Below are 20,467 nucleotides of genomic sequence, written 5' to 3' on the forward strand. Positions count from 1 at the left end.
CCCACCCCCACCCGCCCGGGCGCGGTGATCAAGAGGTTCGCGTCAAGAACCGCTCGATTTCTGACGCGAACCTCTTGATCACCGCGCCCGGGCGTCGGGATATGTAGCTAGGCTACGTGTAGGGTAGCTATGACAAGGGAGCCAACAGCTAGGAAAGAGCCGGCCATGGACACGCTGCTCCTCGCTCGCCTCCAGTTCGCCACCACCACGTCGATCCACTTCCTGTTCGTGGTCGTCACGCTCGGCCTCGTCACCCTGCTGGTCGGCATGCAGACCGCCTGGGTGCTCACCGGCAATCCGAAGTGGGAGCGACTGACCCGGTTCTGGGGCCAGCTCTACGTGATCAACTACGTGCTCGGCATCGCCACCGGCATCGTGATGGAGTTCCAGTTCGGGCTGAACTGGAGCGGCCTGTCGCGCTACGTCGGCAACGTCTTCGGCGCGCCGCTGGCGATCGAGACACTCGTGGCGTTCTTCCTGGAGTCCACGTTCCTCGGCATGTGGATCTTCGGCTGGCACCGACTCGGCAAGGGCGTCCACCTGGCGCTGCTCTGGGGCGTGGCGCTCACCGCGTACGCCTCGGCCTTCTGGATCATGGTGGCGAACTCCTGGCTGCAACACCCCGTCGGGTACGAGGTCCGCGACGGCATCGCCCACCTCACCGACTTCGGCGCGCTGCTCACCAATCCCAGTCTCGGCATGGCGTTCGGGCACGTGGTCTCCGCCGCGCTCCTGGTCGGCGGGATGCTGATGGCGGCGGTCAGCGCGTGGCACCTGATCCGACGTACGCCCGACTTCGCGCTCTTTCGCACCTCGCTGCGGATCGGCCTGGTCACCTCGGCGTTGGCGATCAGCCTCGTGCAGGGCTTCGGGTTCGCCCAGTTCGGGCCGGTCGGCACGGTGCAGCCGACCAAGTTCGGCGGGAACAGTCCTGAGGCGCAGGCGCTGATCGGCGAGTGGACGACGCGGTTCGGCCCCGGCGACTACACCCCGCCGGCCCTGGCCAGCGTCGGGCTGGGCTTCATGATCCTGATCGGCTTCACGCTCGGCTGCGTCTGGTTCCTGCTGCCGCTGCTCTTCCGCGACTGGGTGATCCGGCTGCGCTTCCCGCTCTGGCTGATCCTGCTCGGCGCGCCGCTGCCGTTCGTCGCGGTGATCCTCGGCTGGATCGCCCGGGAGGTCGGCCGCCAGCCCTGGGTGGCATACGGGCTGCTCCCCACCGAACAGGCCGTCTCCGGGGTCGGCGCGCCGGTGATGCTCACCTCGCTGATCGGCTTCAGCCTGCTGCTGGGCACCCTCGCCGTCACCAACTGGGTGCTGCTCGCCCGGCACGCAAGCCGCGGCGCTGCCGACCCGGCTCTCGGCCGTCCGCCGGCACCACCCACCGAACCGGCTCAGCCGGAACCCGTGCTCGCCTGAGGAGATCACCCGTGGACCTCGCCTGGTACGCCCTGCTCGGCCTCTTCTTCGCCAGCTACCTCGTGCTCGCCGGCTACGACTACGGCGTCGGGCTGCTGCTCGCCCGGGGCGGCACCCCGGCCGGACGGCGGGCCGCGCTGACCGCCCTCGGCCCGTTCTTCCTCGGCAACGAGGTCTGGCTGGTCGCCGCCGTGGGCATCCTGTTCGGCGCCTTCCCGGTGTTGGAGGGCGAACTGCTCGCCGGCTGCTATCCGGCGGTCGCCGGCGCGCTGGTCGGGGTCGTCCTGGTCACCGCCGGGGTGCAACTGCGTAGCCGACCGGGCGACGAGCGGGTCCGCGCCCGCTGGGACCGCGTGATCGTGGTTGGGAGCGCGCTCGCCGCGCTGGGTTGGGGGGTGGTGCTGGCCGCGCTGTTGCAGGGCGTACCCCGCCAGGCCGACGGGCACGTCGCCGGGGTGTCGCACCTGGCCACCCCGTTCGCCGCCACCGCCGGGCTGGCCATGCTCGCCCTGGTCGCGGTGCACGGTGCGACGTTCCTCACGCTGCGCCTGCCATCCGACGCCGCCGCCGTGGCCGGACGCACGGCCCGTCGGCTGATGCCGGTGGCACTCGCCGCGGTCGGCCTCGCCACCGTCGTCGGCCTGCTCTCCGGCCGGGTACGCGACGCAGTCCAGCGACCGGCGGTGGCCGTACTCCTGCCGGTGTTGCTGGTGGCGGCGCTGCTGGCGGCCCGGACGGCGCTGGCGCGGCGGCGGCCGGGGTGGGCCCTGGTCGCCACCGGCGCGGCGCTGGCGCTGCCGGTGGCGCTCGTCGGCGCGGCCCTCTGGCCCTACGTGCTGGTGTCCACGGCCGACCCGGGCGCCTCACTGACGGTGGCCGACGCCGCCGCCAGTGCGCCGACGTTGCGGCTGCTCGGCTGGGTGGCGCTGCCGCTGCTGCCGGCCCTACTAGGCTTCCAGGCGATGTGCTGGTGGGTTTTCCGGGGACGGACCGACGGTAGGGCACCGGTGTACTGGTGAACCGCCGTCCGTTCGACCCGCGTCTGCTGCGTCGGGTCCCTGCGGCCCGGCGCGACCTCGCCGTGCTCGCGCTGCTCGGCGTGGCCGCCGCCGCGTTGATCGTCGCGCAGGCCACCGCCCTGGCGACGGTGCTGGCCACCGCCTTCGACGGGCGCCTGAACCGGCCGGCGCTGGCGGGCTTCGTGCTCGCCGTCGCCGCCCGTTCGGCGCTGGTCTGGGCGCAGGGCACGGTGTCCGCGCGGGTCGCCGCCACGGTCAAGGCCACCCTGCGGGCCGACCTGCTCGGCGCGGTGGGCCGGCACGGGCCGGGCTGGGTGGCGGGGCAGCGGGCGGGCGAGCTGGCCACCCTCACCGGGCGCGGGCTGGACGCGCTGGACGCGTACTTCACCGGATACCTGCCGCAGCTGGTGCTCAGCGTGACGGTGCCGGTGGCGGTGCTGGCGCGGATCGTCCTCGCCGACTGGAGCTCGGCGCTGATCATCGCGTTGACGCTGCCGCTGATCCCGGTCTTCGGCGCGCTGCTGGGCTGGCAGGCGCAGGCCGCCACCGAGCGGCAGTGGCGGCGGCTCGCCCTGCTGGGCGGGCACTTCCTGGACATGGTCGCCGGGCTGCCGACCCTGCGGGCGTTCGGTCGGGCCCGGGCACAGACCGAGGTGGTGCGCCGGATGGCCGACGGGCACCGGGTCGCCACCATGAAGACGCTGCGGATCGCGTTCCTCTCCGCGCTGGTGCTGGAACTCGTCGCCACCCTCTCGGTGGCCCTGGTCGCGGTGCCGGTCGGCATCCGGCTGCTCGGCGGCGGGCTGGCCCTGCACACCGCGCTGCTGGTGCTGCTGCTCACGCCGGAGGCGTACCTGCCGCTCCGGGCGGCCGGCAGCCGCTTCCACGCCAGCATGGAAGGGCTGACGGCGCTGGACGAGGCGCTCACCGTCTCCGCCGCGCCGGCCACCCCCCGCGCCGCCGAGGGCGCGGCCGTCCCCGACGGGCGCGGTGCGATCCACCTTGAGGCCGTGACCGTGGCGTACGAGCGGACCACCGCGCTGCGCGACGTGACCCTGACCATCCGGCCCGGCGAACGGATCGCCGTCATCGGGCCCAGCGGCGCCGGCAAGAGCACGCTGCTCGGTCTGCTGCTCGGCTTCGTGACGCCGACCGAGGGTCGGGTCACCGTGGACGGGATCGACCTCGCCACCGCCGACCTGGACGCCTGGCGTCGACAGCTCGCCTGGGTACCGCAGCGCGCCCACCTGTTCGCCGCCTCGCTGACCGACAACATCCGGCTCGGCGCTCCGGACACCCGAGCAGAGACGGTCGCCACCGCGGTGCGGGACGCGGCCCTGGACGACGTGGTCGCCGGCCTGCCCGACGGTCTGGACACACTGCTCGGCGAGCGCGGCCACGGACTCTCCAGCGGGCAGCGGCAGCGGGTGGCGCTGGCCCGGGCGTTCCTGCGGGACGCGCCGGTGGTGCTGCTCGACGAGCCCACCGCGCGGCTGGACACGGCCAGTGAGGCGGTGGTGCTCGACGCCACCCGCCGGCTGGTGGCGGGCCGGACCGCGCTGCTGGTCGCGCACCGACCGGCGCTGCTGGCCGACGCCGACCGCGTCCTGCGCGTCGAGGACGGGCGGGTCACCGAGCTGACGCCCGAGCCGACTCCGAAGGTGAGGAGATGAACACCGTGCCAGAGCCGGTGGACCCCGCGCCGGAGGCCGACGCCGTACCGACCGGGCGGGTCGCCGCGGAGCGTGCCGTGCTGCGGCTGGCCCGCCCGTACCTGGGTCGCCTGGCCGGCGCCGGGCTGCTCGCCGCCGCCACGGAGTTCGCGGGTCTCGCCCTCATGGCCACCGCCACGTGGCTGCTGATGAGCGCCGCCGGCCGGCCTCCACTGGACCGCCTCACGGTGGCGATCGTCGCGGTCCGGGCCCTCGCCATCAGCCGGGGTGTCTTCCGGTACGCCGAACGGCTCGCCGGGCACGACGCGGTCCTCCGCATGATCACCGACGTGCGGGCCCGGGTCTTCGCCACCCTCGCGGCCCGTCGCCACACCCCACACCGCTCGGGGGACGTCCTGAGCCGGCTGGTCTCCGACGTCGAGGCCGTCCAGGATCTGCTGCTGCGGGTCCTGGTGCCCGGCGCGGCGGCAGCCCTGGTCGGGGTGCTGGCGGTGCTCGGGGCGGCACTGATCTCCGCACCGGCCGCCGGGGTGCTCGCCGTCGGCCTGGTCGTCGCCGGTGTGGCGCTGCCGGCGCTGGCCACCGTGGTCACCCGTCGCAGCGCGGCCGAGGTGGCGCCGCTGCGTGGCGCGTTGGCCACCGACGCCGTCGACCTCACCCACGGCGCCGCCGACCTGGCCGCGTTCGGGGCGACCGACGCCGCGCTGCGCGCCGCCGAGCGGCGGGCCGGTCGGCTGGCTCGCCTGGAACGCCGGTTGGCGGCCACCGGCTTCGCGGTGGACGCGGTCGGGGTGCTGGTCGCCGGGCTGACCGCCGCCGCCGTGGTGCTGGTCGCGTTGGCCGCCGACGTACGGGGTGTCCTCGTCGGGGTGCTGGCCGTCGGCACCCTCGCCGCCGTGGAGGTGGCGCTGGCCCTGGTCTCGGCCGCCCGGCAGTGGACCCAGTTGCGGCCCGGCCTGGCCCGGGTCGCCGCTCTCCTCGACGCCGCCCCGCCCGCCCACTCGCCCTCCGCCGCCGGGGTGGACCCGTCCGGCCCGCACGACCTGCGCTTCGTCGAGGTGAGCGTGCGGTACCGGGTCGGTGCCGCGCCGGCGCTGGACCGGCTGAGCCTGGACCTGCCCGCCGGCCGGCGCATCGCTGTCGTCGGCCCGAGCGGCGCCGGCAAGAGCACCCTGGCCGCGGTGCTGACCGGTGCGGTCCGCCCCACCGCCGGGCACGTCACCCTGGCCGACCGTGACCTGTCCGCGTACGGCGAGCAGGAGTTGCCCCGGGTCGTGGGTGGGCTGCTCGCCGAGGCGTACGTCTTCCACGCCACCGTCCGGGAGAATCTGCTGCTCGGCCGGGCCGGCGCGAGCGAGGCCGAGCTGACCGGGGCGATGACGGCCGCCGGCCTGCTGGACTGGGTCCACGCCCAGCCGGCCGGTTGGGACACCCTGGTCGGCGAGGAGGGCGGCCAACTCTCCGGCGGTCAGCGGCAACGGCTCGCGCTCGCCCGGGCCCTGCTCGCCGCGCCGCCGGTGCTGGTGCTCGACGAGCCCACCGAGGGCCTGGACCCGGCCGCCGCCGACGCGGTGCTCGCCTCCGCCCTCGCCGCCGCCCCCGCCGGGCACTCGGTCCTGCTGATCAGTCACCGGCTCAGCGGGTTGGCCGGCCTCGACGAGATCGTCGTCCTCGACGGCGGTCGGGTGATCCAGCGGGGCCGGCACGCCGAGTTGGTCGCCGTCCCCGGCTGGTACCGGGACCAGTGGCTTCTCCAGGCAGCGGCGGAGCGTGGGTACCTGGCGTTCGCGCCCTCAGGGCCTGTTTCATAAGAACTGGCCGGCCTGCGGCGGGCCCGAACGACGACCAGCGGCGTGTTTCGGGGACGGACCAGGGTTGTCCCCGACGTGGACGCCCGCGCGCCCGTGGCAGGGTGGTGCCATGCGGCATGCGGACGACTTCCTGGTCGAGGAGCACCTGCGGGACCTGGGGTCCCGGTTGCAGGGCCCGGCGCGGTTGAAGTCGGAGCTGTTGACCGAGGCGCGTCACGACCTGCTGGACGCCGTCGACGCGTACCGCGAAAGGGGTGTGCCGACCACGGAGGCGCAGCGCCGGGCGGTGGCCGAGTTCGGCGCGCCGGCGCAGCTGTTGCCCTCCTGGCAGGCGGAGCTGGCGGTGGCCGCCCTGCGCGGCCTCTCCCTGCGGATGCTGGCCGTGGCCGGAGTCCTGGTGGCGGCCGGCGACCTCACGTGGCAGGGGTCGAGCTGGAGCGCCGGTCCACAGCCGCCCGCGGCCTACCGGCTGCTGTCCGCCTCGGTCGACTGGATCTGGGCCGGCGGGCTGCTGCTCGCGGTGACCGGGCTGCTGGTGATCTGGGCGAGCGCACGGTCGTCGCGACCCCACCTGGCGGTGGCGCAGCGAGCGGTGGGCGTCGGTCTGACCGGCACGCTGGCCCTCGGCATGGCGGCCGGCGGCGCCCTCTTCGTGTGGTCGATCGACCTGTGGGACGCGGCGCTGACCTGGCCGCCGATGATCGTCGGCATGGTGGTGGTGGGTGCGGGAAACTTCTCGCTGACGCGGGCGGCGCGCAGCTGGGTACGGGCCACCGCCCGCTGACCCGGTCGCCGCTCAGGCGGGGGTGACGGGCGCGCCGCCGGGGTCGAGGAACCGACCGACCGTCACCCGGAACTCCTGCCACCCGGCCCGCTCCCCGGCCAGCGCGCGGCGGCCGGAGTCGGTGAGCTGGTACGTCCGCCGCTCCCGACCGTTGACGGTGCTCCAGGCGCTCGCCACGTGCCCGGCCCGCTCCAGCCTGCGCAGCGCCGGATAGATCGTGCCGGTGGGCAGGTCGAGGCTGCCGTCGCTGCGTGTCCGCAGGGACTCGATGATGGCGTAGCCGTGCAGCGCCCCCTGTTCGAGGACGGCGAGCAGAAGGGCGTCGAGGTGACCGTGCAGCGACTGGGCCTTCATGTGTAGCTACGCTACTTGTCCGGCGGCCGGTCCGCCACCATCGCGCACCCGCAGGTACGAGACGTTCCCCGGCCGGCCACCGGGGTGCGGGCTCCGGGCTTCCCGAGTCGCCGACTAGGGTATGTGCCCAGAGTCACTCGCCGGTCGGAGACCCCGGTGGGTGGGCAACCCGAAGCACACGGAGGTCAGCGTGGCCCGCCAGTCGCCCCAACGGCCCGACGCCGACGAGCCCGAGCTCGACGACACCACCGGCCCGGCCGAGCCAGACGAGGCCGACGAGGCCGACGACACCCCCCGCGCGGCGGTCGACAGGTCGCTCTGGGAAGAGCTGCGGATCGACCCGGTCGAGATCGCCCTACCAGCGGGTACCGGCTTCACGCTGCGCGCCTACCGGACGGCCGGCTCGCTGACCCCGACCGACGTGACCGAGCGCGACCAGGACGACCCGTTCCTCGCCCGCCGCCAGGTCATCGAGGAGGAGGACGACGAGACGGTCGTCATCCTGGACGAGGAGCTGGCCGAGGAGTTCGCCGACGCCGACGAGGAGGAGAAGTCCTCGCGCCGTCGCCGCGACGCCGACGCCGACGGTGATGCCGACGCCACCGCCGACGAGGACGCCGACGAGGACGAGGACGCCACCGACGAGGCGGACGACGAGGAGGTGCCGGTCTTCCTCAGCCACCGGGGCAAGCTGCTGCTGTTCAAGGCCCCCGAGTCGCTGGTCAGTTTCGTCCGATCCGGCGCGCCCAACGATCTGTCCCAACTGGACAGCTGGAATGAATTGTCCGAACGGGTGGAGCCGGCCGACATCGTGCCGCTCGACGAGGACACCTACGAACTCGACCTCGTCGTGGAGAACCTGCGGGGCGGCCACGACACCTGGGACTCGACCCTGCTGATCGAGGCCGGCGAGGTCGCCCGCGACCTGTCGTACGCGTTGCGCCTGCCTGCGGTCCTGGACATGCTCTCCGCCGGCTCCAGCCTCGACGACCTGGACGAGGCGCTCCGCGCCACGGCCAACGGCGGCATCGGCGCCTTCATGGGCCGGCGACGGCTGAAGAAGATCGGGGCACAAACCGCGAGTTTGGGTTGGCGCACCATTGTCGGCAAGATCTCTGCGGTGGTGGACTGGCGCGACTGACCCGTACCGGGGAGCATCAGTTGCTGGCAGTAGGAAGACCTGTCCCGGGAGGAGGACGACGCCGTGGCGCTCGTGCGCGTGTACTGCGGTCTGGCCTCGGCGGATTCGGCTGACCGACCGGCCTCGGCCGGTTCGACGCTGACGTCCGCTGTGGTCGACGACGCAGGCCGTCTGCTGCATGTCTGCGAGATCGGCGACGACGCGGCCGGCTACGCCCAGCTCGTCGCGCTGCTCGTGGAGCGGTCGGGCGGGCCGAGCGGTGCGGCCATCGCCGCCGACAGCGACGACCACACGGTCACCTCGCTGTTGAGCGCGGCGGGTCGGCCCCTGGCGATCGCCGACGACGACTCGGTGGACGACTTCGCCGAGCGCTTCGCCGACGACGACTCGCTGGAGGAGATGCAGTCACCCCCGGCCGAGCGCCGGGCCGTCGGCCTGGCCCGCGCGTTGCAGGCCGGCGCTCTCTCCGCCGTCACACTGCCCGCTCCCCGGGACCTCGCCGGCTACAAGCAGGTACTCGCCGCCCACGCCGCCCTGGCCAGCGGCCGGCACTCCGCCGCCGTGGCGCTGCGCGAGGTGCTGCGGGAGCTGTATCCGGCGGCGCTGCGCGCATACCCGGACCCGGCCGAACCGGTGTCGCTGGCCGTGCTGGACGCACTGCCCGAGCCCGGCATGCTCGGCGGCACCATTGCCCGTGGCCGCGAAGTCTCCGTCGCCGCGGACGCCATCGCCGCTCACCTCGCGGCAGACGGGGTCGCCGACGCCGAGGAGATCAACGAGGCGGTCACCGCGCTGCGGGTCGCCATCTCGGAGACGCCACGTCGCGCCGCCGTCAACCGGGCGCTCACCTCTGCCGTGGCCGAGACGGTCCGGCAGGCCGTCGCCTCCGTACGGGCCTGCGACGCGGGCTGTGAGGCGCTGGTGAGCGCGCTCAGCGCCCGCGTCAGCACCCCCGCGCCGATTCCCGGCCGCCGGGCCGCCGCCCGACGCGGCGAAGCCGTCGGCGAGCTGACCGGTCTCGCCGGCACGGGCGCGGGCAGCGGCCTGCGCTCCGTCCGACCGACCCCGACCCCCGCCGAGCCCACGCCCGTCGGTGGCCGACGCAGCCGGCCGGAGCCCGCCCCGGGCAGCTCCCCCCTGGCCTCGCCTCGACCACTCGGCCCGCCACCGGTCGCACCCGCTCCGGTCACCCCGCCACCGGTCGCGCCCGCGCCGATCGCGCCCGCCGCCGTGGCCGGCCCGCCGGTGTCCGCGCCACCCGGTCGTGCCGAGCCGCTCCCGAGCCGGATCGACGGCCCGACCAACCGGCCGGTCTCGTCGCCTCCGCCCCCGCCACCGGGGATCACCCCGATCGCGCCGACCCAGCGGGGTGCGGTGCCACCGGCCGAGGCGGGCGAACCGTTCCGGCCCACGCTGACCACCGCCGCCATCAACAGCGCTCGGGCCGAGCGGCAGCGCACGGTCATCCCGCCCCGCCCGAAGACCAACGGCGAGCGGCAGGGCCACCCGCAGCGGCCGTCGGTCCAGGACCCACCCACCGGTGGGTTCAGCGTCACCGACCTCAGCATCCCGGTGCCCGCTCCCCGGCCGGAGCAGGAGTTGTCCGCCCCCCCGGGGTCCCGGGCGAACTGGCCTCTGGTCAACAACCCGGAGGACCCGGCCGACAGCTCGCCGAACAATCCGGTCGCCTACCCGTACGGCGGTAACCGGGGCGTCGAAGCCCCGACGGACCCGGGTCGGGCCGACGGGCGGGTCACGCCACCCTGGCTGGCCGATGACCTACCCCAGGAACCTCCCATGCTGCGGCTGGTCGAGCCGCCGCCGCTGGCCGACCGGGCGCTGCGGGAAGGGCTCAACCCACCCTCGGGCGAGCCTCGCCTGGACGCTCCGCCGCTGCGGCTGGTCGACCGTGAGCAGGCCAACCGCAACGGCCGTCCGGCACCGCTGGTCGAGCGGGCCGCCGAGCACCGGCCGCCGCCCCCGGTCGAGCACCGGCCGCCGCCGGTCGCCGACGAGGGTGACGGCGACCTGCTGATCTTCGCGCAGGCCAAGTCCGCCTGGTTCGTGGGCCACGGCGACGACGAGTCCGACCTGGACTGGTCGACCACCGCCGACACCGGATGGCAGGCCGCCGAGCAGGCCGCCCGCCCCGCGGTCGGCGCCGAGACCAACGCCGGCCTGCCGAAGCGCGTTCCGCAGGCCAACCTGGTCCCGGGCTCCCCGTTGCGCGAGGAGCGTCCACTCCGGATCGTGCGGGACGCGGCGAGCCTCGCGGAGAACACCACGGGTTACTTCCGTGGCTGGCGTCGCGGTCAGGAGATCGGCGGCTTCGCGGTGGGCGGTCGTCCGGGCCGCGAGGCCGCCGGCGGTTGGGACTTCAGCCGCGACCACGGGGACCGCGACGACGACCGCGAGTACGAGTACCGGTCGGCCGGCTACCAGTCCTGAGCGCCTCGGTAGCGTCCGTTCCTCCTCCCGCCCCCACCGCCGACATGGCTGGGGGCGGGAGTGCGTTCAGGAGCGAACTCGGCGGGCCGCGCCGTCACGGGCGGCACTGCCCGCGACGCACAGAATCCTGGAAGGGCCTCTGCGGGCCGTTCCAGGATTCTTGGTCGCGCGCGTGGGTGGGTGGGCAGCATCGCCCGCCCGGTGGCGGTCGGAACCACCACCGGGCGCGAAAGCCTACCGGTCAGGCCGGGGCGACGGCGCGGGTACGACGCATGGTGAGCACGTACTCGACAAGCGAGATCAGCACGTGCTTCGTCGACTCCCGGTTACGGGCGTCGCAGGCCACCACCGGCACGTCGCTCGAGATCGCCAAGGCGTCCCGGACGTCCTGCGGGTCGTGGTACTGCATCCCGTCGAAGCAGTTGATGGCCACCAGGTACGGCAGCCGCCGGTGCTCGAAGAAGTCGATCGCCGCGAAGCAGTCGGCCAGCCGGCGGGTATCCACCAGCACGACCGCACCGATCGCACCCCGCACCAGTTCGTCCCACATGAACCAGAATCGGGTCTGACCCGGCGTACCGAACAGGTACAGGATCAGGTCACGGTCGATCGAGATCCGGCCGAAGTCCATGGCCACCGTGGTCGTCGTCTTGCCCGGCACCTGCCGGGTATCGTCGACGCCCACGCCGGCCGAGGTCATGATGGCCTCGGTGGTCAGCGGCGTGATCTCCGAGACCGAGCCGACCAGCGTCGTCTTACCGACGCCGAATCCACCGGCGATAACGATCTTCGCCGACGTCACGCGCCCACTCGGGGTCGGTGGGCGGTGCGACATGTCAGAGCCTGCGAAGTCCACTCAGCACCCTCTCCAGCAGTTCAGTGCCCACCGCGTCGTCGGAGTCGTCCAGGATGGTCGGCTCGTGGACCGCGACCAGGCCGTCCGTCGCCATGTCGGCGATGAGCACCCGGGCCACACCGAGCGGCAGCTGCATCCGCGCCGCGATCTCGGCGAGCGATTGCACGCGTCCGTCACACAGCGCGGCGATGTACTGGTGTTCGCGGCCCTGGCCGCCGCTGCCATTGGCAGTGGCCCGGCCGCGCACCGTCGTCTCGACGAGCGCCTCCAGCGCGATGTCGAGCCGGGGACGGGTTCGACCACGGGTCACGGCGTATGGACGGACCAACGCTCCGGTCGGTTCGTCACGATCGGCCATGTCGCCGCTCACCTCCTTCGCACCCCGTACCGGCTCCCACCGGTGGAACTCGTCGTCCTTGTCGTATCAGTTGCGCCGACCGCACGATCGGCGAGACGTCAGCCCAGCATGCCCGCGGCCGCGCGCGGCTGCGGGGTCAGGGCGTCGCCCACCCGGTCGACCAGTAGCGCCATCTCGTAGCCGACCTGCCCGACGTCGGAGCTTCGGGCCGCCAGCACGGCGAAGGAGGAACCATCCGAGATGGACATCAGGAACAGGAAGCCATTGTCCATCTCCACGACGGTCTGCAGCACCGCGCCTCCCTCGAAGCAGCGGGCCGCTCCCTGGGTCAGGCTGACCAGACCGGACGCGATCGCGGCGAGCTGGTCTGCCCGGTCCCGCGGCAGGTCCCGTGACGACGCGAGGAGCAGGCCGTCCGCCGAGACGGCGACCGCGTGTGCGACACCCGGCACCCGATCGGCGAAGTTGGCCAGCAGCCAACCAAGATCCTGCGTAGTTGTCATCCTTCTTGCTCCTTCTGCCCGCTCCCGGCCGCTGAGCCTGAGCCAGACTGCGAGGATTGCTGCCCTCCCGGAGTCTCCTCCGGGCTGGTCGGGTTGTCCGAGGTGCTACGCCCTCGCTGCACGCCCCGATGGTAGGCGGAGAGCAGGCCACGGACCGCCTCCGGGGAGCGCCGCTGGACCGAGGTGACGGGCTTCTCCACCGCGCCCGGCACCAGCTGCGCCATCGGCTTGCGCTTGGGCAGGCCGGTCGTGGTGGTCTCGTTCACCGGCGCCGCGCTGGCCGCTGCCGAGGCGGCACGCCAGCCGTCGTCGGCGGCGGTCTGCCAGCCGTTGCTCGGCGATTGGGGCCGGCGGTTCGGTAGGCCCTCGGCGAGGTCGGGGCGTCCGCCACCGTTCGCTGTCGACCCGTTGTCCCGCGGCGCTCCTCCGGCCGTCGGAGTGTCTGCCATCGGTGTGTTACCTGTCGTTCCGGGTGGTGTCTTGACTGCCCGACCGGTGGCATCGACCGTGGCGAACTGTTGGGTCGCGTCGCCGCCGTTCGTCGACGGCGCGGCACCGGCCTCCTCCGAACCCGGACGGCGGGTACGGAACCAGGCGGACTCAAGCTCCCGGAAGATCGGCAGCTCCATCGTCTCGTCCGCGTACCGCTGGCGGTTCTGGGCCTGCGGCTGCTGCGGTGCCGGGCGGGCCGACGACGTCTGGGCCGGCGCGGCCGGCATCGACGATACCGGCGTCTGCGGGGCAGCGACCGGCGACGCCTGCGGCGCGGGAGCCGGCGGCTGGGCCGCGGTGGTCGGCTGCTCGCCAGGGCGCGGCACCCGGGGCAGCTCCGTCGTCATGTCCAGGGCGGCGGCGAGCCGCTCGGGCACCGGCGGGGTCTGCGTGTCCCGCTCGCCGCCGGGAACCGGCGGCCAGGCCGGCGGCGCCGGGGTGCCGGGCGCCGGTGCGGGCGGGGCGGACCGGGGGGTGAAGCCGCTGAACGACTGGCCGGAGACCGGCGGCGCCGAGTACGGCTGACCGGAGGCCGGAGAGGCCGAGACGGGCGCGGCGGACACCGGCGGACCGCCGTACGGCGCACCCGAGTACGGCTGGCCGGAGTACGGCTGACCGGACGCGGGCGAGGCGGAGACCGGCGGGCCGGAGTACGGCTGGGCGGAGTACGGCTGGGCGGAGACCGGCGGCGCGGAGTACGGCTGGGCCTCCGGGCTGCTGGGCAGCTGCCGGGGGATGGTCGGCTGCTGGCCGCCGTTCGGCTCGTCGCCGGCCCGGCGCTGCGGCAGTGGGTCGATGGACTGCCCGTTGGCCGAGCGCGGGGTGAACCCGTCGCCGCCGTTGACGCCGTTCGTCGCGCTCGCGCTCGCGCCGGTCAGGTCCGACCAGGCGGGCATCGAGCGGTACGCGCCGGTGTTGGCGGGCGTACCGGAACCGTTGCGCGATGCCGGGTCGAATGGCCGACCGCCGAGGGTGACCTGGTTGCCGGACTCGCCGGGGCGCGACCCGTTGCCCAGCGCGGGCAGCGCGCCGAGAACCGGCGACGGCGGGGTGGACTGCGGACCGGCGGCGGGCAGGGCCGGCGGCTGCTGGACCCGGCCGGAGAGCGCCCGGGGCACCAGCACCGAGGTGGGCATGGTCACGTCGGCGACCGTGCCACGGTCGGACCCGGGACGCAGCTCGACGCGCACGCCGTGCCGCGACGCCAGGCGGGCGACCACGACCAGGCCCATCATGCGGGAGACGGCCACGTCCACCTGGGGCGGCGTCGCGAGCTTGTCGTTGAGCTCGTGCAGCTGCTCGCGGCTGATGCCGATGCCGCGGTCCTCCACGTAGAGCGAGGCGCGGTCACCGACCCGGCGGGCCTCCACCATGACCTGCGAGTCCGGAGGCGAGAACGCGGTGGCGTTGTCGAACAGCTCGGCGACGAGGTGCACGAGGTCGTTGACCGCGTGCGCGGCGACCTCGATGTCCCGGTCGATGACGCCGAACTCGATACGGGTGTAGTGCTCGACCTCGGACTGCGCGGCGCGCAGCACGTCGATGAGCGCCGCCGGCTCGCGCTGCACGCGGGTGGAGTCGGCGCCGGCGAGAACGAGCAGGTTCTCGTCGTTACGCCGCATTCGGGTGGCCAGGTGGTCGAGCTGGAACAGCTCGGCCAGTCGGTCCGGGTCCTCCTCGCCGCGCTCCAGCCGGTCGAGGTGCCCGATGAGGCGGTCGACCAGGATCTGCGAACGACGGGCCAGGTTGACGAACATGGTCGCGACGGAGGCGCGCAGCGCCGCCTGCTCGGCGGCCGTACGGACGGCTTCGAGGTGGACGGCGTTGAACGCCTCGGTCACCTGACCGAACTCGTCCTTGCTCCGGACCGGCAGCGGCTCGGCGATCTGGTTGGCCAACTGCACCGGGGAGAGCTGCCCGACGACCTGCGGGTCGCGCAGTCGGGCCACCGCCTGCGGCAGGCCGTACTGGGCGACGGAGAGGGCGCCCTGGCGCAGTTCGCGCAGGGACCGGGCCATCGAGCGGGCGACCAGGTACGCGAAGAGGATGGCCAGCAGCAGCATGCTGAGCAGCAGGCCGGTCTCCAGGAACACCTGGCGCTGGACGTCCGACCGGATGTTGTCGGCCTCGGCGACCACGTCACCGTCGAGCTTCGTCTCGACGGCGCGGATCAGCTTGGCGTTGGCCGTCATGGCCGATTCCCACTGGTCCGGGCCGAACGGAGCGCCGCGCATGTCGCCGGTCGTGTTGCCGTCGATCCAGCCGATGTAGTTCTGCGCCTCGCGGCGGTCACCACCGGCGACCGTCTGGTCGTGGAACTTCGCCTCGTCGGGGCTGGCCACCGCCTTGAAGCTCTGCAGCGCCTGCTGCTGGCCGGTGCCGCTGGCGATGTAGTCGGTGCGCAGCGCCGGGGTCAGCCGCTGACCACCCTGCACGCCGAGCGCGCGGTGCACGACGACCCGCCGGAGCGAGAGGAACTCCTTCTCCCGGGCGACCGCCGCCGCGGCCCGCATCCGGTCGCTCAGCTCGTTGTTGCCGGCGAGCTGGGTGGCGGAGTCCCGGATGGCGAGCAGGTCGTTGATCAGACCCTCGTACGCCTGGACCGCCTCGGCGAGCTTGAGCTTGCCGTTGAACACCTGGCTGCGGACGCCCGGCAGGTCCTTGAGGTTCTGGTCGATGCCGCCGAGCACGCCCTCAAGGCTGCCCGGCAGGTCCTCGATGTCGCCCCGCTGCTGCCGGTAGGGGGACATCGCCTGGTCAACCCGGCTGTTCGCCCGGTTGTAGGCCTCCTGGTACTGCGCCTTCGGCTGCGTCCCGGTCGCCTGCAGCAGCAGGACGGCGGAGGTCCGCTCGTCCTGGAGCTTGTCGACCAGCTCACCCGAGTAGCTCGACAGATTGGCCAGGTCGCCGGCCCGGTTGGCATTGTTGAGCGTGTCCAGGTGGTCGACGAGACCACTGGTGCCCACAACGACCGTGGCGATGGTCGGCACGATCATGATGAGACCGAGCTTGGACCAGATCGGCATGTCCCGGAGTCGACTGGCCGGCCGGCGCAGTCGCGACAGGAAGGAGCCCGCCGTCTTTGGCCGTTTGCTCACGTCACCGCCCTCGCGATTACAGCTTGAAACGCGTTGCCCCGGGCAACGCCCAGCGACCGACCCGGCGGGTCGGACCCCCGAGATTCCATCACGCCGCTCGACAAGAAGAAAGCCCAGGTTGTCACCGGCCGAGAGTGTGATGAGATGTTGATGCGATTTGATAGCAGTCCGTCTGGCCGGAGTAACTGAAGGTAATGGATCATCCCCACCGTGTTGTCCTGCTCGCCGGCCCCTCAGGCTCCGGAAAGTCGTACATAGCGCAGCAAACCGGCTTACCTGTGCTGTGCCTTGACGACTTCTACAAAGACGGCGATGACCCTACGTTGCCGCGACGAAACGGCCAGGTCGATTGGGAATCGCCGCAGTCCTGGGACGCCTCCACGGCCGTCGAAACGATTGCGCGACTGGCCCGCGAGGGACGTGCCGATGTGCCGGTTTATGCGATCGGCGCGGATCGACGGGTGGCCACCCGGCCATTTGATGTCGACGGATCGCCACTTTTCGTGGCCGAAGGGATTTTCGCCGCCGAGATCGTCGAGGAGTGCCGCCGCCGTGGGCTGCTCGCCGGGGCGTACGCGCTGCGCCGCCCGCGCGGAGCGACGTTCCTGCGCCGACTGGCCCGGGACCTGTCCGAGCAGCGCAAGGCGCCCCGGGTGCTGGTCCGGCGCGGCGTGGCCCTGCTGCGGGCCGAACCCGAGGTGCTGCGCCGCCAGACCGGGTTGGGCGCCGAGGCGGCCCGGGCCCGGGAGGTGCTGCGCCGGGTGGCCGGCCTGCTCGCCGGCCACCACACCCACCACCGACAGGACCACCCGCACGGCTGACGAGGATCAGGCCAGCAGCTTGGCGTACGCCGGCTTGATCACCTCGTCGATGATCCGCAGCCGCTCGTCGAACGGGATGAAGGCGCTCTTCATCGCGTTGATGGTGAACCACTGCAACTCGCGCCAGCCGTAGCCGAACGTCTCCACCAGCAGCGACATCTCCCGCGACATCGACGTGCCGCTCATCAGCCGGTTGTCGGTGTTGACGGTGGCCCGGAACCGCAGGTCCCGCAGCAGACCGATCGGGTGCTCGGCGATCGAGGCCACGGCACCGGTCTGCACGTTCGACGACGGGCACAGCTCCAGGGGAATCCGCTTGTCCCGGACGTACGCGGCCAGCCGACCGAGCGTGCCGTCCGGGGCGATGTCGTCCACGATCCGTACGCCGTGACCGAGCCGGTCCGCGCCGCACCACTGGATCGCCTGCCAGATCGACGGCAGCCCGAACGCCTCACCGGCGTGGATGGTGAAGTGGAAGTTCTCCCGCTGGAGGTATTCGAAGGCGTCCAGGTGGCGGGTGGGCGGGAAGCCCGCCTCCGCGCCGGCGATGTCGAAGCCGACCACGCCGGCGTCCCGGTGCCGCACGGCCAGCTCGGCGATCTCCTGCGAGCGGGCCGCGTGCCGCATGGCGGTGAGCAGCGTGCCCACCCGGATGGTCAGGCCCGCCTCGGCGGCCTGGGCGGTTCCCTCGGCGAACCCGGCCAGCACGGCCTCGACGACCTCGTCCAGGGTCAGGTCCCGCTCCAGGTGCTGCTCGGGAGCGAAGCGGACCTCGGCGTAGACGACGCCGTCGGTGGCCAGGTCCAGCGCGCACTCGCGCGCCACCCGGCGCAACGCCGGTCCGGTCTGCATGACCGCCACGGTGTGCGCGAACGTCTCCAGGTAGCGCTCCAGCGACCCCGAGTCGGCGGCCGCGGAGAACCAGCGTCCGAGCGCCTCGGGGTCGGTGGTGGGCAGCTCGTGCCCCGCCTCGGCCGCCAACTCCACGATCGTCGCGGGACGCAGCCCGCCGTCGAGGTGATCGTGCAGCAGCGCCTTCGGGACCTTGACGATGTCCTCGTACCGGGTAGTTGCGACCATGCCCAGACCCTAGTCACCTGCGGCGGTCGGCCACGCCAGCCCGCTCATCCAAGCCAGCCGTAGACGCGGTCGACGGCGAGTCGCAGGACCACCCGCCCGTCGGCGACCATCGCGGCGCGGTAGTCCACCCAGTCCGGGTGGTCGCCGCGGATCCCCCGGTAGACCTCGACCAGTTCGTCGACCTCCGCGTCGCCGGTCGCCGATGCCGGCTCGGTGAGCGTCACGGTTCCCTCGGCGACCGCGTACGCGCCGCCGTCCGGCGTGGTCACGTGGAAGCTGGCCCGGGGGTCACGGCGCAGGTTGCGCACCTTGGCCCGGTCGCCCGTGGTGGAGCAGCGGATCAGCCCGGGTTCGGCCAGGTAGTCGAGGTTCGACAGTTGGGGTCGGCCGTCGCGGCGCAGGGTGACGAGCACGCCGCGCCCTCGGGCGCCGAAGAGGTCCCACAATTTGGTTGACATGTCATCGACCGTAGGAGGCGATTCGATGACATGTCAACCAAGACGTTAGGCTGAGCGGCATGGAAGCGACCCGGTGGCTGGACGAACGCCAGGACCGCGCCTGGCGGGGCTACCGCCGGATGCGTCGCCTGCTCGACCTGGAACTGGCCCGGGAGCTGACCCAGGACGCCGGCCTGTCCGAGCCGGACTACGACGTGCTCTCCGACCTCTCCGAGACGCCGCAGGGCCGGCTGCGTCTCAGCGAACTTGCCGACCGGATGCTCTGGTCCCGCAGTCGACTCTCGCACCACCTGACCCGGATGCAGCAGCGCGGCCTGGTGACCCGGCAGGAGTGCCCGGACGACGCCCGTGGCGCGATCGTCGTGCTCACCCGGGCCGGTCGGAACGCCATCGAGGCCGCCGCCCCCGGCCACGTGAGCGCCGTCCGGCAGCACTTCCTCGACCTGCTCACCCCGGCCGAGGTCGAGGCGCTCGGCGCGTTCACCCACCGGGTCGTCGACCACCTCGCGCAGAGCCGCGCGCCTCGTCCCCGCCGGGGCCCGGAGGCCTGACGTGGACCCGCGCATCCTCGACCGGCTGAGCTGCCCGGTCTGCGGCGAACCGCTGGCCGAGACCGCCGCCGGCAACGCCCGTGCGCTGCGCTGCCCACGCCGGCACACCTTCGACGTCGCGCGTCAGGGCTACGTGAACCTGCTCACCGGTCGGGCGCCGCACGTCGGCGACAGCGCCGAGATGGTCGCCGCACGCGCGGAGTTCCAGGCCGCCGGCCACTACGACATCATCTCGACGGCGCTCGCCGCCGCCGCGACCGAGGCAGTCGCGCGGCTTCGCGCCACGCCCGCTTCCGATGAGCCAACAGCAGGGGTACGCATCGAGCGCTCTGACGCGTACCCCCTGGTGGTGGACGCCGGCGCGGGCACGGGCCGCTACCTCGGCGCGGTGCTGGCGGCGCTGCCGGACGCCGTGGGTCTGGCCCTGGACGTCGCCAAGCCGGCGCTGCGACGCGCGGCGCGGGCGCACCCCCGGGCGGCTGCGGCCCTCGCCGACACCTGGCAGCGGTTGCCCCTGGCCGACGGTGCGGCGGCGGTGCTGCTGAACGTGTTCGCCCCGCGGAACGGCCCGGAGTTCCACCGGGTGCTCGACCGCGCCGGCACGCTGCTGGTGGTGACGCCCGCCGACGAGCACCTCACCGAGTTGGTGGACGCCCTACGCCTGCTCCGGGTGGACCCGGACAAGGCCGACCGGGTGACCGCCACCCTGGGCGGCCACTTCACGCCGGTCAGCTCGACCGTGCACCGCGCGGAGCTGACCCTGACCCGGCCGGAGATCGCCACGCTGGTCGGGATGGGTCCGAGCGCCTGGCACACCGACCCGGCCGCGCTCGCCGAACGGCTGGCCGCGCTGCCCGAGCCCGCCCGGGTGTCCGTGGCGGTCCGGCTGGACGCCTACCGGCCCCGCTGACCTCAGGTCGAGAGGTCGACCTCTTCCCAACCGGGCGGCTCGTCGTGGTACGGCCCGCGCAGGATCACCGCCCACTCCAGCGCCCAGCGCCGCTGCCCGATCGCGTTGGCGTCGACCAGGCCCGGCAGGGGGCGACCGTTGCGCTCGGTCTCCAGGTACGCCCAGTCCAGGCAGTAGTGCAGGTCGAGCAGGGCCGCCGCGTCGGCCGGATGCTGCGGCGCGGCGAGGATGCGGGACTGCCAGCGCCCGAAGGTCTCCCCCTCGGCGATGTGCGGCAGCCGCTCGACCAGCCGATCGTCCACCGCCAGGGTGGGGTCGAGCTGCTTGCTCAGCCCCAGCACCCAGGCCAGCGCGAAGAGCGCGTCGTGGTGCAGCACGAACGAGCGGTGGTCACCCTTGCCGCCCATCACGAACTGCCACTCGGGTGGGGTGACCATCTCGACCAGGTGCGAGCCGAGCAGCCAGCTCATCGCCGCCTGCGGGGGCATCCCGAAGCAGCGGGCCAGGATGAGGTGCAGCACGGCGATCCGGGCCTCGATCTCGGCCCGGGGACGCAGCTCGATCGCGTCACCCGGCTCCCACACGAGCGGAAACTGGGCCGGTGGCAGCGGCAGACCGAGCCGGGACAGCTCGTCCAGGCTCGCCTCGCGCACCTCGCGCGGGTCGGGGGCAGGTACGGTCACGGGGCAAC

General features: G+C 73.4%; 18 protein-coding genes. 10 read left to right on the plus strand and 8 right to left on the minus strand.

Annotated elements, in window-relative coordinates:
• Positions 1-165 precede the first annotated feature (165 nt).
• The 5 genes from ACIBTX_RS00575 to ACIBTX_RS00595 all read left to right on the plus strand — a co-directional run bounded on the left by ACIBTX_RS00575 (position 166) and on the right by ACIBTX_RS00595 (position 6,706).
• Positions 166-1,419, plus strand: coding sequence for a cytochrome ubiquinol oxidase subunit I (locus tag ACIBTX_RS00575; RefSeq protein ID WP_357130358.1), 1,254 nt, complete (start codon positions 166-168; stop codon positions 1,417-1,419).
• 11 nt (positions 1,420-1,430) lie between these two features.
• Complete coding sequence (locus ACIBTX_RS00580) at positions 1,431-2,438, plus strand: cytochrome d ubiquinol oxidase subunit II (RefSeq protein ID WP_357171833.1); 1,008 nt, start codon at positions 1,431-1,433, stop codon at positions 2,436-2,438.
• Entirely contained in the window at positions 2,435-4,111 is a 1,677-nt protein-coding gene (gene cydD / locus ACIBTX_RS00585; RefSeq protein WP_357171834.1) for a thiol reductant ABC exporter subunit CydD, read from the plus strand. The genes ACIBTX_RS00580 and cydD overlap by 4 nt, the downstream gene beginning before the upstream one ends.
• Positions 4,108-5,922, plus strand: a complete 1,815-nt coding sequence (gene cydC / locus ACIBTX_RS00590) for a thiol reductant ABC exporter subunit CydC (protein WP_396831778.1) — start codon at positions 4,108-4,110, stop codon at positions 5,920-5,922. Before cydD ends, cydC begins: the two co-directional genes overlap by 4 nt.
• 109 nt (positions 5,923-6,031) lie before the next feature.
• On the plus strand, positions 6,032-6,706 hold the full coding sequence (locus ACIBTX_RS00595; protein WP_357130374.1) for a permease prefix domain 1-containing protein: 675 nt from the start codon (positions 6,032-6,034) through the stop codon (positions 6,704-6,706).
• A 12-nt stretch (positions 6,707-6,718) separates the two neighbouring features.
• On the opposite strand, the gene ACIBTX_RS00600 is transcribed toward ACIBTX_RS00595, so the two are convergent.
• On the minus strand, positions 6,719-7,060 hold the full coding sequence (locus ACIBTX_RS00600; RefSeq protein ID WP_357130377.1) for a helix-turn-helix transcriptional regulator: 342 nt from the start codon (positions 7,058-7,060) through the stop codon (positions 6,719-6,721).
• Between the two features lie 160 nt (positions 7,061-7,220).
• On the opposite strand from ACIBTX_RS00600, the gene ACIBTX_RS00605 reads away from it, so the two are divergent.
• Complete coding sequence (locus ACIBTX_RS00605) at positions 7,221-8,201, plus strand: DNA primase (protein WP_396831779.1); 981 nt, start codon at positions 7,221-7,223, stop codon at positions 8,199-8,201.
• Between the two features lie 39 nt (positions 8,202-8,240).
• Complete coding sequence (locus ACIBTX_RS00610) at positions 8,241-10,649, plus strand: transposase (RefSeq protein WP_357130434.1); 2,409 nt, start codon at positions 8,241-8,243, stop codon at positions 10,647-10,649.
• Positions 10,650-10,890: 241 nt separating this feature from the next.
• On the opposite strand, the gene ACIBTX_RS00615 is transcribed toward ACIBTX_RS00610, so the two are convergent.
• The 4 genes from ACIBTX_RS00615 to ACIBTX_RS00630 all read right to left on the minus strand — a co-directional run bounded on the left by ACIBTX_RS00615 (position 10,891) and on the right by ACIBTX_RS00630 (position 15,956).
• Positions 10,891-11,484, minus strand: coding sequence for an ATP/GTP-binding protein (locus ACIBTX_RS00615; protein ID WP_334628720.1), 594 nt, complete (start codon positions 11,482-11,484; stop codon positions 10,891-10,893).
• A gap of 1 nt (position 11,485) precedes the next feature.
• Positions 11,486-11,863 (minus strand): DUF742 domain-containing protein, encoded by a 378-nt coding sequence (locus ACIBTX_RS00620; RefSeq protein ID WP_357130437.1) that lies wholly within the window; start codon positions 11,861-11,863, stop codon positions 11,486-11,488.
• A gap of 98 nt (positions 11,864-11,961) precedes the next feature.
• Positions 11,962-12,366: a roadblock/LC7 domain-containing protein gene (locus ACIBTX_RS00625; protein ID WP_007455462.1), complete on the minus strand. Its 405-nt coding sequence runs from the start codon at positions 12,364-12,366 to the stop codon at positions 11,962-11,964.
• The gene (locus ACIBTX_RS00630; RefSeq protein ID WP_357130383.1) at positions 12,363-15,956 is read right to left on the minus strand and encodes a nitrate- and nitrite sensing domain-containing protein; all 3,594 of its coding nucleotides are present in this window, start codon (positions 15,954-15,956) and stop codon (positions 12,363-12,365) included. Before ACIBTX_RS00630 ends, ACIBTX_RS00625 begins: the two co-directional genes overlap by 4 nt.
• A 503-nt stretch (positions 15,957-16,459) precedes the next feature.
• Here ACIBTX_RS00630 and ACIBTX_RS00635 point away from each other — a divergent pair.
• A complete protein-coding gene (locus ACIBTX_RS00635; protein ID WP_355048938.1) occupies positions 16,460-16,777 on the plus strand; it encodes a hypothetical protein in 318 nt (105 codons plus the stop codon).
• Positions 16,778-16,783: 6 nt separating this feature from the next.
• Here ACIBTX_RS00635 and ACIBTX_RS00640 read toward each other — a convergent pair whose 3' ends face one another.
• Both ACIBTX_RS00640 and ACIBTX_RS00645 read right to left on the minus strand, forming a co-directional pair.
• Complete coding sequence (locus ACIBTX_RS00640) at positions 16,784-17,857, minus strand: adenosine deaminase (RefSeq protein ID WP_363661276.1); 1,074 nt, start codon at positions 17,855-17,857, stop codon at positions 16,784-16,786.
• 44 nt (positions 17,858-17,901) lie between these two features.
• Positions 17,902-18,315, minus strand: a complete 414-nt coding sequence (locus ACIBTX_RS00645; RefSeq protein ID WP_363661275.1) for a PPOX class F420-dependent oxidoreductase — start codon at positions 18,313-18,315, stop codon at positions 17,902-17,904.
• Between the two features lie 59 nt (positions 18,316-18,374).
• On the opposite strand from ACIBTX_RS00645, the gene ACIBTX_RS00650 reads away from it, so the two are divergent.
• Together ACIBTX_RS00650 and ACIBTX_RS00655 are read left to right on the plus strand one after the other, a co-directional pair.
• A complete protein-coding gene (locus ACIBTX_RS00650) occupies positions 18,375-18,866 on the plus strand; it encodes a MarR family transcriptional regulator (protein ID WP_357130392.1) in 492 nt (163 codons plus the stop codon).
• A gap of 1 nt (position 18,867) precedes the next feature.
• Entirely contained in the window at positions 18,868-19,776 is a 909-nt protein-coding gene (locus ACIBTX_RS00655) for a putative RNA methyltransferase (protein ID WP_357171839.1), read from the plus strand.
• Between the two features lie 2 nt (positions 19,777-19,778).
• Here the strand turns inward: ACIBTX_RS00655 and ACIBTX_RS00660 are convergent, their stop codons facing one another.
• On the minus strand, positions 19,779-20,459 hold the full coding sequence (locus tag ACIBTX_RS00660; protein WP_357130398.1) for a DUF4272 domain-containing protein: 681 nt from the start codon (positions 20,457-20,459) through the stop codon (positions 19,779-19,781).
• Between the last annotated feature and the right edge of the window lie 8 nt (positions 20,460-20,467).

It is taken from the genome of Micromonospora sp. NPDC049359 (assembly GCF_044466585.1).
Lineage (GTDB): Bacteria > Actinomycetota > Actinomycetes > Mycobacteriales > Micromonosporaceae > Micromonospora.

Coding starts and splice junctions, on each gene's coding strand:
- ACIBTX_RS00645 (WP_363661275.1), bottom strand. CDS start 18,315: ATGTCAACCAAATTGTGGGACCTCTTCGGCGCCCGAGGGCGCGGCGTG.
- ACIBTX_RS00625 (WP_007455462.1), bottom strand. CDS start 12,366: ATGACAACTACGCAGGATCTTGGTTGGCTGCTGGCCAACTTCGCCGAT.
- cydC (WP_396831778.1), top strand. CDS start 4,108: ATGAACACCGTGCCAGAGCCGGTGGACCCCGCGCCGGAGGCCGACGCC.
- ACIBTX_RS00595 (WP_357130374.1), top strand. CDS start 6,032: ATGCGGCATGCGGACGACTTCCTGGTCGAGGAGCACCTGCGGGACCTG.
- ACIBTX_RS00575 (WP_357130358.1), top strand. CDS start 166: ATGGACACGCTGCTCCTCGCTCGCCTCCAGTTCGCCACCACCACGTCG.
- ACIBTX_RS00640 (WP_363661276.1), bottom strand. CDS start 17,857: ATGGTCGCAACTACCCGGTACGAGGACATCGTCAAGGTCCCGAAGGCG.
- ACIBTX_RS00650 (WP_357130392.1), top strand. CDS start 18,375: ATGGAAGCGACCCGGTGGCTGGACGAACGCCAGGACCGCGCCTGGCGG.
- ACIBTX_RS00600 (WP_357130377.1), bottom strand. CDS start 7,060: ATGAAGGCCCAGTCGCTGCACGGTCACCTCGACGCCCTTCTGCTCGCC.
- ACIBTX_RS00615 (WP_334628720.1), bottom strand. CDS start 11,484: ATGTCGCACCGCCCACCGACCCCGAGTGGGCGCGTGACGTCGGCGAAG.
- ACIBTX_RS00620 (WP_357130437.1), bottom strand. CDS start 11,863: ATGGCCGATCGTGACGAACCGACCGGAGCGTTGGTCCGTCCATACGCC.